We start from the raw sequence: 10,449 nt of genomic DNA on the forward strand, positions 1-10,449 counted from the left end.
GGAGCGCAAAAGCCGCTCCTGGGCCTCCTCCACGCTCGCCTTCGTCTCGTCATCGGTCTTCAAGAGCTCCTCGCGCCGGCGCACGTCGCGCTGGGCCTGCTCGAACGTCGCCTCGTTGCCCCGCAGGCGGGCCTCCTCCCCCCGCAGCTGCGCCTGGGCGCTCTCCAGCGAGGCCGCCAGGTCGCGCGAGTCGAGCTTCACCACCACGTCGTCCTTGCGGACGTGCTCGCCTTCGCGGAACGGCAGGTCGGTGATCCGCGCGATGACCTGCGCCGAGATCTGCACCTTCGTCTTGGGCTCGATGGAGCCGGGCGCATTGACCACTCGCGTGATGCTCCCCTTCGCCGCCGCCTCCAGCCGGACCTCCGTCGGCTTCTGCTGGAGCACCGAGTTCTTGAACCATTGCTCGGTGCCAGGGCTCTTGGAGATGAAATACCCCCCCACGCCGCAGACCAGCACGCTCGCCACGAACAGGATGATCAGCCATTTCAACACGCGCCTGTTCTCCGGAGAGAGGAAAGGGAAGTCTGTAGAGAGGCAAACCGCGACCGCTCCGCACCCCTGCTCAGGGTGCCTCTGGGTGGTTGTCCCGACCGCTTTCACACATGTCTCGCCACCACGCACGTACTTCGATGAGCAATAAGGATTGTTCGCCGATCGGTTTCGTTTTCACGATGGAATCGGATGCCGCGATCGTCCAGAGACTCATTCGCAACGACAGGGACCGCAAAAACAAAGCCGCGGCGACCGACGGTGCTTCCGTCGCTTCGCCGCGAGGTCTTCGCGAATGCCCAGGAGAGGATTTGAACCTCCATGCCCGTGAAGGCGCTACCACCTCAAGGTAGTGCGTCTGCCAATTTCGCCACCTGGGCGTTTGGGTGGGAGGGGAGGATACGCCCGCACTACCCGCGGAACAAGCGCCGGGCACCACCCGCCGAAATCCCCTTCGGCACGCCCCTATTCTTGTCTCCAGCTAGGACTAGACCTTCGCCGCCGGGCTCCCCCGGCCTGACCAATCGCAGAGTTGACCATGATGACCCATTCCGCCCCCGGCACACCCTCATCATCCCATGCCGACCACGCCTGGCGGCCCGTGCTGGAGCGCGTGAAGACGCTCGCCCACCAGTCCGAGCTCTTCGGCCGGGTTGAGTTCCTGGAAGGCGGTGCAATCCTGAGCTGCGAGGCGCCGGCCGCCGCGGCGCCGGCGTTCTACCGCGTCTTCGCGGAGAACGGCAAGCTCTGGGTTTCGCTGGTCACGCCGGACCGCTACCTCAGCCAGTCCGTCGAGCAGGACTTGGTGCACACTGGCGACAAGCTCGGCGACCTCATCCAGGATGAGCTGATCGACGTCGAGCATCCAGCCCCTTACCGGCCGGTGGTTGAGCACTTCCGCGATCCGATGAAGCTTTTCACTTTCCGCTCGGCAGTGCCGGCGTCCGACTTGACCGGAACGGTCGATGAGAATGCCCGGCGCGTGTGGCTGACGCTCAAGGCGTACCAGGCGTGCTTCGTCAACCTCGGCGACATCGAGGCCGATGACGACGAATGACGCCGGCGCGTCGGGTGATGTGCCGAGGCCCCGCGCTCCTTGCCTATATTCCGCGTCCGCCCCGCGTCTTGAACGTGTTTGGTCGCCGGCTGGTTCTCTCGGCCGAGGCGAGGCGGTCTTTGCTTGGAGCTCGCCATGCGCGTCGTCATGCTCGGGTGGGAGTTTCCACCTTTCATCTCCGGCGGTCTGGGCACCGCCTGCTACGGGCTGACCAAGGCGCTGGACGCCCGCGGCCATGAGATCATGTTCGTTCTCCCCCGCCCGGTGGACCGCAGCAAGACCAGCCACATCCGCCTGCTCTCTCCCGAAGGCGCGATCAATCCCGGCCCCGTCCGCATGAGCGACGGCACGCTGGTGCAGACCGGCACGGAGATCACCTCCGAGCGCGTGCATGTCGGCTCCTCCGGCACGCATGCATTTTCCCATGCCCGGTTCGTGGGCGTCCCCGCCGGCTTCGCGTCGCCCTACGGCGACGGCGGCCGGGTGGCCGGCAAGTTCCGCACCGTCCGCTCCACCCAGCCCGACGGCTCGGTGATCGAGACCGTCGAGGAAATCTCCTGGTCCGACGAGCACGATGAGGAGCTCACGCACGCGAAGGCGACCTTCGCCGTCGGCTCCTCGGGTGCCGGCGCGCACTACCGGGGCGACCTGGTCGCCGAGAGCGAGCGGTACGCCCGCCTGGTGGTCGCCCTGGCCCGCAGCGAATCCTTCGACGCCGTGCACGCGCATGACTGGCTCACCTTCCCCGCGGGCCAGGCCCTGGCCCGCGTCACCGGCAAGCCGCTGATCGTCCACGTCCACAGCACGGAGTTCGACCGCTCGGGCGACAATGTCCACCAGCGGGTGTACGACATCGAACGAAGGGGCATGATGGCCGCCATGCGCGTCATCGCCGTGAGCGAGCTGACCAAGAGCATCTGCGTCCGCCGCTACGGCATCCCGGCCGACCGGGTCGACGTCGTCTACAACGGCATCGACGCCGAACACCAGGCTCCCCCGGGCTCGGACATCCGCTCCAAGGACAAGATCGTGCTCTTCCTGGGCAGGATCACCATGCAGAAGGGGCCGGAGTACTTCATCGCCGCCGCCCGGCGCGTGCTCGAAAAGGTTCCCGACGCCAAGTTCATCATGGCCGGCTCCGGCGACATGGAGCTGAGGATGATCGAGCTGGCCGCCCACTACGGCATCGGCCACCGCGTGCTCTTCACCGGCTTCCTGCGGGGCGGCGACGTCGACCGCATCTACTCCATGGCCGACTGCTACGTCATGCCCAGCGTCTCGGAGCCCTTCGGCATCGCCCCGCTGGAGGCCATGCGCAGCGACGTGCCGGTGATCATCAGCAAGCAGTCGGGGGTCAGCGAGGTGCTCACCCACGCCCTGAAGGTGGACTTCTGGGACATCGACGAGATGGCCAACAAGATCGTCGCCGTCCTCCGCCACCCGCCTTTGAGCCAGACCCTCCGCGAGCACGGCAACTTCGAGATCAAGCGCCTGACCTGGGAAGGCGCCGCCAAGGCGTGCGAGCGGACCTACGAACAGGCCGCAGCCGGCCAAGCGGCCCTGATGATCGGCTGATGCGCCGTTTCTGAAGCGTGCGCCGACCAGAGCGGCATGAATAAAGGCCCCGGTCATGCCGACCGAGGCCTTTCATTGGCGTTGTTATAACTTGACGGCGCGACTCAGTTGCCGCCGACGATCACCGGACGCTGGCTCGGCGGAAGCGACTCAGCCTGCTTGAGCGCGGCTTCGTCGCGGATGCGTGCCTTCTCGTATTCCTTTTGCTCCGCCGCCTGCTCCTGGGGAGTCTTGTTCGGCGGAGGGGCGTCGCTGCCGAACAGGTTGATCACCCCCGCCTGCTGGAGCAGCATCACGCCCGCAACCAGGAAACACGCCACGATGATGCCGATCTTGACGCCTTGATTGCTGGTGCTCCCCTTCCCCTTCCCCTTCCCCGCATCCTTCGACGACTTGCCCGACTTCTTGTCCATCTGCTTGTCGAAGTTCAGACCCTCGGTGAGACTGCCCATGTAAGCCCCTTTCAAAGTCGCCACCCGATTGCTCTACGAAACACGCACGCGGGGTGATTACGAGAGTTTACCCTACGTCCCGCTTCTGGAACAGCAAGATCGCCAGGGAAAGAAACAGCACGATCTGGGTCGCGGCATAGATGCACAGCATCGCCAGATGCCCCACCGGGATGAGCTGGTTCTGCGTGACGGCATCCAGCAGCCAGAAGAACTGAAGATTGGGGATGACGCCCCAGATTGCCAGGGCCCAGGGGTTGACCTTGGTCCGCCGGTCAAAGAGATAATCATCCTGCTGAGGAGGGCGGGAAATCCGAACTCCCGTGCCGCCGATGTTCTTCAGGGTGAGCTTCAGCTCCCCCACGTTCCACGCCGTCACAACCAGCGCCGGAGGCGTGCCCTGCCGGAGCATCGCCTCGCCGCCATTGCCCCCCGGGGGCGGGGCGTACGGCTCGAAGTCCGCGTGGCTCATCGTCGAGCCGTTGGGGATCGGCCCGTACCAGAGCGACTGACCGACATTCAAGGCCCTTACGGGGGCGGATCGCAGCGTCAGAATGTACTCATCCCCGGACTCCGCAAACGCGCGGAACCTTTCCCGCTCCGGGTCGGCCAGCCGCACCCTGGCCAGCGGCTTGTTGTCATACGCCCGCTGCCCCACGAGAAAACTGGACATGAGCCCCAGCAGCATGGCCCCGAGGCAGGTCACGATCGTCATGACCTGGCCAAGGCGGGTCGACGCCGCCACCGCGATCGCCGCCATCACCCAGAGCGAGAGCAGCACGGTCAGGCACGCGATGGCCACCTGCGGCTTGAAGTCCTTCAGCAGCGATTGCAGCTCCCACTTCTTGCTGAACATCATCACCAGCACGAAAGCGATCGCCATCAGCGGCAGCAGGAGAAGCGACGCCGTCTGCGTGAAATGCCACCCGTAGAAGAAGTTCCCCCACACCGCCACGAACAGCGAGATGCCCAGCGCCGAAAGGGCGAAGACCAGCACCGGCGCATCCAGGTCCTGCCCCGCCGTCGTCATGACGCCGTGCCGGAGGCCCAGCCAGACGAACAGCACCATCTGGATCACGGCGACCGTGATCGCCCCCGCCGCCCCGAGGTATTTGCCCAGGACCACGACAAACCGCGCAACCGGCTTGGAGACGACCGTCAGGACCGTCTTGTTCTCGATCTCCCGGCTGACGGCGCTGGTGGCGGTGAAAGCCCCCAGCAGCGTGCCGCACAGGAAGACCGTCGCCAGCGAAACGTCGAGCAGCAGCTTGTCGTCGCCGGAGACCTCTCCAACCTCCGACATGCCCATCGTGTACCCGGTCGACCACGTCGTCATCACGATCGCCGCTCCGGCGATCATCAGCAGGACGAAGTAGATGGGCTGGCGGACCGCTTCAATGAATGTCGTGCGCGCGATGGTCAGGGTTTGCGAAATCATGTGTATAAGCCGTCGGATGCGATCCCGATCCCCCCGCCCAGCCGACCCCATATGGGCGAACGCCGCACTCGGCAGACCTGCCGAGATGATGAGCCCCGCTCCCGAAGGCGTGGAGGATAGCGACAACGCCGCGCGGCATCCAACCCGTCCGCGCGGCGGAACGCCATCCGTACGGCAACGAGGGCCGGAAAGTTCCATCCCGGGCGCGAACCGGCACGTTTCTATTGCGTAAGGACCGTCCGGCCTGGCCGTCTTGCGCGCTCTTTGCGCCAAGCGGCCCTGACATCTTCCGCTTCTTCTGCAAGCACGACGCCTGATCTTTCGGCGTGGGTGGACAGATGCGGACAAAGATGCCAGAATAGCCCCCCGTCGTACGGGCTTGGACTCAGACGAGTTCGGCCCGAACGGCACATTGCCTGGGCCCAGGGAAGGGCTCAAGCGCATCCATGCAGGGTGCGCGACAGGCACATGCAGGCGGGCTCGGGGACGGGAGGCGGGGCGGCGGCTTTGTTCTGAAGCCGGCCGAGTCGAGGCGACGGATCGGGAGAGGTTCGGGCGGTGCGCGTTGCGCCCGGGCTTGAGGTACCCTCAGCGTTCCACGCGGGCATGACCACCCGCGAGTTTGATCGACGGACACGGAGCACGCATGAAAGCCGACTATCTCAGCTACGCCCGCGCGACGAGTGTGAGTCTTCTGGGCCTGGTGATCCAAGTGGTGCTGGGCGTCGGCCTCCTCATCTACTCCGTGCTGGGGCGCGACCATGCCGCCCAAAGCGGCGCGTACGCCATCCTGCTGGGCGCCATCGTGTGGATCGTCCTTGCGGTGGTGTATGACCAGCACCGCCGCGAGCGCATCGAGGCCCTGGAGCAGGAGCAGCTGGACGCCGCCAAGGAGGGCTCGGTCTTCTCCGCCTCGACCGAAGACCTCCGCGTCAACGCCCGCCGCCTGGCGTGGATGCACTCGTTCCTGGTCCCCGGCGTCTCCATCCTGCTTGCCGGCCTGCTGATCGCCTTGGCCTACTGGCGCATCACCGACGCCATGGGACGCATCGGCTACGACAAGGCCGGCGTCGATCTGTTCACCAAGCCCCCCCATCGCGGCTGGGCGATCGCCATCGGCCTGGGCCTGGGCATTGTCGGATTCATCTTCGCCCGCTTCGTCTCGGGAATGTCCAAGCAGAAGATGTGGGCGAACCTCCGCGGCGGCGCGGGCTACGCCGTCCTGGCGTCGCTCATCGGCATCGCCATCGCCATCGCCCACTTCGTGGACATGGCCAGCCGCGACGACGCGCTCCGCTACATCCAGATCATCATCCCGGCCCTGGCGGGTTTCCTCGGGGTTGAGATCGTCGTCAGCCTGCTGCTGAACCTTTACCGCCCGCGCAAGCCGGGCGAGATCCCCCGGTCGGCGTTCGACTCGCCGATCCTCGGCTTCGCCGCCTCCCCCGACCGGATCGCCAAGACCCTCGGCGGGGCCATCAGCTACCAGGTCGGCGTCGACGTCACGGGCACCTGGGCCTACAAGCTCGTCGCCCGGGCCGTCCTGCCGCTGCTGCTGCTGGGCGCGGCGGTCATGTGGATCATGACGTGCGTCACGGTCGTCGGCCCCACCGAGCGGGGCATCCGCGTGCGCAACGGGCTGGCGGTCGAGAACGTCGGCCCCGGCCTGCACTTCAAGCTCCCCTGGCCGTTCGAATCCATCGACCGCATGAACGCCTCGCTCCTGCAGGAAGTCGAGCTGGCCACCCCCGCGGCGGGGAACGAGATCCGCGCCCTGCTGTGGACCAACGACCACAAGGTCAAGGAAACCTACGCCCTGGTGCGGACGCAGCCTCGTGCATCCCGCATGGGCGTCGAACCCGCGCATGACGCCTCGCACGACTCGACGCAGACGCTGGAGATCGCGCTGGTGGCCGTGCGCGTGCCGCTGCGGTACCGCGTCAGCGACATCGAGAAGTTCGAGCGGTTCAACGCCCCCGCCACCCGCATCGACGCCCTGACCGCCCTGGCGCGGCGCGAACTGATGCTCGAACTTGCCCGCTACACGGACGACGAAGTCATCGGCCCCCGTCGCGCCGAAGCCGGCGAGGCGGTCCTGCAGCGCGTGCAGAAGGCGTTCGCCGACGCCGACACCGGCGTCGAGGTGCTCTTCGCCGGCATCGAAACCGTCCATCCCCAGCGCGAGGTCGCGCGCGAGTTCGAGAAGATCGTCGCCGCCGGGCGAGTCCGCGAGTCGCTCGTCGACGGCGGGCGGACCGACGCCATCGGCTCCCTCACCCGGGCTGTGGGCGACCTGGCACTTGCCCGCACGATCGTCGAGGAGCTTGAGGCCCGCAAGCAGATGCAGAATGCAGCCGCGGATGCCAAGGCCGTCGCCGAACAGACCACCAAGATCGAGACGCTCATCCTCCGCGCCGGCGGACGGGCGGGCGCCACCCTGGCCCAGGCTCGCGCGGACCGCTGGAACAAGCACATGACCCAGCGCGGCCAGGCGATGGCCTACGAGGGCCGGCTGGCGGCCTTCCGCGCCAACCCCAGCCTTTATAAGGCCACGTTGTACCTGGCCATGCTCCGCGACGAGCTGGCCCACGCCCGCGTCTATCTCGTTCCCGACGGCGCCGATGTGCGCGTGCGCATCAACGCCGAGGACCAGGGCTCGGGCGGCAACATCTTCTCCACCGGAGCGGCGGAGACGGGCAACAAGTAAGCATTCAGCATTCAGCATTCAGCACTCAGCACTCAGCACTCAGCACTCAGCACTCAGCACTCAGCACTCTCAGAATCATCCCGGAGCAGCCATGCAGAAGCTCTTGAAGTACCTCGTCGCGGGCCTGATCGTCCTGGCCATCCTGGCCTTCATGACCACGTATTCGGTCCGTTTCACCGAGAAAGCCGTGGTCACGACCTTCGGCAAGGCCGACCCCGACACGGTGCGCACCACGCCGGGCATGGGTTTCCGCTGGCCGTACCCGATCCAGAGCGTCGTCAAGTACGACACCCGGCCGCGCTTCGTCGAGGCCCTGCCGCAGACCGCCGCCACGCGCGACGAGCGCCAGATCATCGTCTCGGCCTTCATCAGCTGGCGCGTGAGCGACCCGCTGAAGTTCTACCAGCTTTACGGCGGCGGCTCCCGCCCCATCGAGCACCTGCGCATGGCGGACGACCAGCTCAAGGGCTCGCTCTCGGCGGCGATGGCCGCGATCAGCCAGTACCGCCTTGACGAACTCCTCAACGCCCGCGAGGGGAGCAAGCTCGCCGAGCTCGAAGAGAAGATCAAGGAAACGCTCATCAGCCGCACCTCCGCCGGCGGGGCGGGGGCGGCGCTGCAGGAAGGCGGCATCGAGCTGGTCCGGGTCGGCATCTTCAACATCCAGATGCCCGAATCGATCACGTCCAACGTCTTTGAGGCCATGAAGGCCGCACGCACTCGCATCGCCGCCGACGCCGTCAAGAAGGGCGAGGCCGAAGCCGAGTCCATCCGCACCAAGGCCGAGGCCGACAGCAAGACCATCATGGACTTCGTCCGCCAGCGCGCCGAGGCCATCCGCTCGCAGGGCGACCGCGAGGCCGCCGAGTACTTCGCCAAGATGCGCGAGGTGCCCGAGCTGGCCGTCTTCCTCAAGAGCCTGGAGCTCATGCGCGACGGCATCGGCCCCCAGACCACGCTCGTCTGGCCCTTCAGCGCTCCGGGCATGGGCGTGATGAATCCCACCACCGCCTTCGACACCCGAGGCGGGATCGTCCCGCAGATCTTCCCCGAACCGGCGCCCGCCGCTCCGCCCGCCTCCTCCACCCCGGCATCCCCCCCAGCGGGCAGGCCCGCCCGGTCGCCGCAGTGACGCGGCGTCGGCCAGAGCCCTCGCGCCCCTCTCCTTCGCTTGACGCTTTCGTTCCGCATTTCCCCCGCCTCGATCGCTGACAGGATCGACCCATGAGCCAGACCCCAGGCACGAATCCCAACCCGTCGGGGAACGAACCCGCCGCCAACCCCGCGATGATCCGCCGCCGCCCGGCGTCGGTGCAGCTCCGCGCCGGCGGCGCCGGCCAGGACGTCCAGTCGCTGATGGACCCGGCGAACCAGTCGCTGGCCGATGCGCTGAAGATCACCTACCGCATCATCCAGCTGGCGATGCTCGGGCTGGTCGTCGCGTACGCCGCCAGCGGCATGCAGTCGGTCAAGCTCACCGAGACGGGCGTGCGCGTCACGCTCGGCCAGGCGGATTCCGAGCCTCTCCCCCCGGGGTTCGCGTTCAGCCTCCCCACGCCCATGGGCGAGATCATCAAGGTCGACACCAGCGCCATCTCCCTGGACATGGAGCGGGCGTTCTTCCAGCAGGTCGCAGACGAGCACGCGCGGAAGGCCCCCAGCGAGCTGGAGAGCTTCGGCAAGGGCAAGCTCGACCCCCTCGTCGACGGCCACAACCTCACCGGCGACCTGGGGATCGCCCACTCGCGATGGCGCGTGCAGTACCAGCGCTCGGCGAGCCAGATCCTCAAGTATCTGGCCAACGTCAACCCCGCGGCCGAGGAGCGCATCGTCGCCCGGGCCGTCATGCGCGGCGTCGTGCTCGCCTCCAGCCAGGTCTCCATCGACGAGTTCCTCAAGTCGCAGCCCGACCCTCAGCGCAAGGGCCCGCTCCCTCTCGTCGAGTTCACCGCCAAGCAGTACGCCCAGCAGCTGCTGGACGACATGCAGACCGGGCTGGTGATCACCAACCTGGACATGGAGGCCCGCACGCCTCCGCTCTCGCTCCGCAAGGACTTCGCGCAGGTCGACGCCAGCACCCAGGACGCCCGGCGCGAGGCCGAGACCGCCGAGCAGGACCGCAGCACGAGGCTCACCTCCACTGCGGGAGACGCCGCTCCGTACCTCCTGACCCTCATCTCCCGCTTCGACGCACAGCTCGCCAAGGACGATCGCGCCGGCGCCGAGGCGACGCTCCAGACCATCAACGACATGATCGACGGGCGTGAGGTGCAGATCGACGGCGCGGCCGCACCGCGGCTCAAGGGCGCCGCGGCTGCGGCGATCTCCGACGCCGAGCAGTACCGCTCGGCGATCGTCAGCCGCGCCGCGGGCGATGCCCAGCTCTACGGCGCGAAGCTGGACATCTACAAGAGCAATCCCCGCCTGCTGGTCAGCGGAGAATGGCAGTCGGCCTTCAACACCATGATGGCCGGCGCCAGCAAGCCGATCGTCTGGTGGGTGCCCACCGGGCAGCCGGTGGACCTGTGGCTGAACACCAATCCGGAAGTCGCCAAGCAGCGGGCCATGAGCGAGATGCAGAACCGCACCCGCAGGATCAACGAGCAGGAGCAGAAGGAATACCAGAAGATGCGAACGAACGAGTTCTTCACCCCGACCAAGGAAATGCGCGAGTAAGAACCGCTCTCGCCACGCACGCCGGCAACACCGCGTGGATGGGAGAGGTCGTTCG

Annotated in this window: 8 protein-coding genes and 1 tRNA gene; 5 read left to right on the top strand and 4 right to left on the bottom strand. The window is 66.9% G+C overall.

Annotated elements, in window-relative coordinates; translation table 11 throughout:
- A partial coding sequence (locus LC574_RS09840) for a biotin/lipoyl-binding protein (RefSeq protein ID WP_229453352.1) occupies positions 1 to 495 on the bottom strand: 495 nt, incomplete at its 3' end.
- Positions 496 to 788: 293 nt separating this feature from the next.
- Positions 789 to 872 (bottom strand) — tRNA-Leu (locus tag LC574_RS09845).
- 158 nt (positions 873 to 1,030) lie between these two features.
- Between LC574_RS09845 and LC574_RS09850 the strand changes: the two genes are divergently transcribed.
- Together LC574_RS09850 and LC574_RS09855 are read left to right on the top strand one after the other, a co-directional pair.
- Positions 1,031 to 1,549, top strand: a complete 519-nt coding sequence (locus LC574_RS09850) for a hypothetical protein (protein ID WP_229453353.1) — start codon at positions 1,031 to 1,033, stop codon at positions 1,547 to 1,549.
- Positions 1,550 to 1,672: 123 nt separating this feature from the next.
- Positions 1,673 to 3,124, top strand: a complete 1,452-nt coding sequence (locus LC574_RS09855) for a glycosyltransferase (protein WP_229453354.1) — start codon at positions 1,673 to 1,675, stop codon at positions 3,122 to 3,124.
- A gap of 104 nt (positions 3,125 to 3,228) precedes the next feature.
- Here the strand turns inward: LC574_RS09855 and LC574_RS09860 are convergent, their stop codons facing one another.
- Both LC574_RS09860 and LC574_RS09865 read right to left on the bottom strand, forming a co-directional pair.
- Complete coding sequence (locus LC574_RS09860; RefSeq protein WP_229453355.1) at positions 3,229 to 3,576, bottom strand: hypothetical protein; 348 nt, start codon at positions 3,574 to 3,576, stop codon at positions 3,229 to 3,231.
- A gap of 67 nt (positions 3,577 to 3,643) precedes the next feature.
- The gene (locus tag LC574_RS09865) at positions 3,644 to 5,011 is read right to left on the bottom strand and encodes an ABC transporter permease (RefSeq protein WP_229453356.1); all 1,368 of its coding nucleotides are present in this window, start codon (positions 5,009 to 5,011) and stop codon (positions 3,644 to 3,646) included.
- Between the two features lie 646 nt (positions 5,012 to 5,657).
- Between LC574_RS09865 and LC574_RS09870 the strand changes: the two genes are divergently transcribed.
- From LC574_RS09870 to LC574_RS09880, 3 genes are all read left to right on the top strand, one after another.
- A complete protein-coding gene (locus LC574_RS09870) occupies positions 5,658 to 7,718 on the top strand; it encodes an SPFH domain-containing protein (RefSeq protein WP_229453357.1) in 2,061 nt (686 codons plus the stop codon).
- A gap of 91 nt (positions 7,719 to 7,809) precedes the next feature.
- Positions 7,810 to 8,850, top strand: a complete 1,041-nt coding sequence (locus LC574_RS09875; RefSeq protein ID WP_229453358.1) for an SPFH domain-containing protein — start codon at positions 7,810 to 7,812, stop codon at positions 8,848 to 8,850.
- Between the two features lie 92 nt (positions 8,851 to 8,942).
- Positions 8,943 to 10,394 carry an SPFH domain-containing protein gene (locus tag LC574_RS09880; protein ID WP_229453359.1) on the top strand — a complete coding sequence of 484 codons (1,452 nt, stop codon included), beginning with the start codon at positions 8,943 to 8,945 and terminating at the stop codon, positions 10,392 to 10,394.
- Positions 10,395 to 10,449 lie beyond the last annotated feature (55 nt).

The sequence above is a fragment of the Nostoc sp. CHAB 5715 genome (assembly GCF_020829685.1).
Lineage (GTDB): Bacteria > Cyanobacteriota > Cyanobacteriia > Cyanobacteriales > Nostocaceae > Nostoc.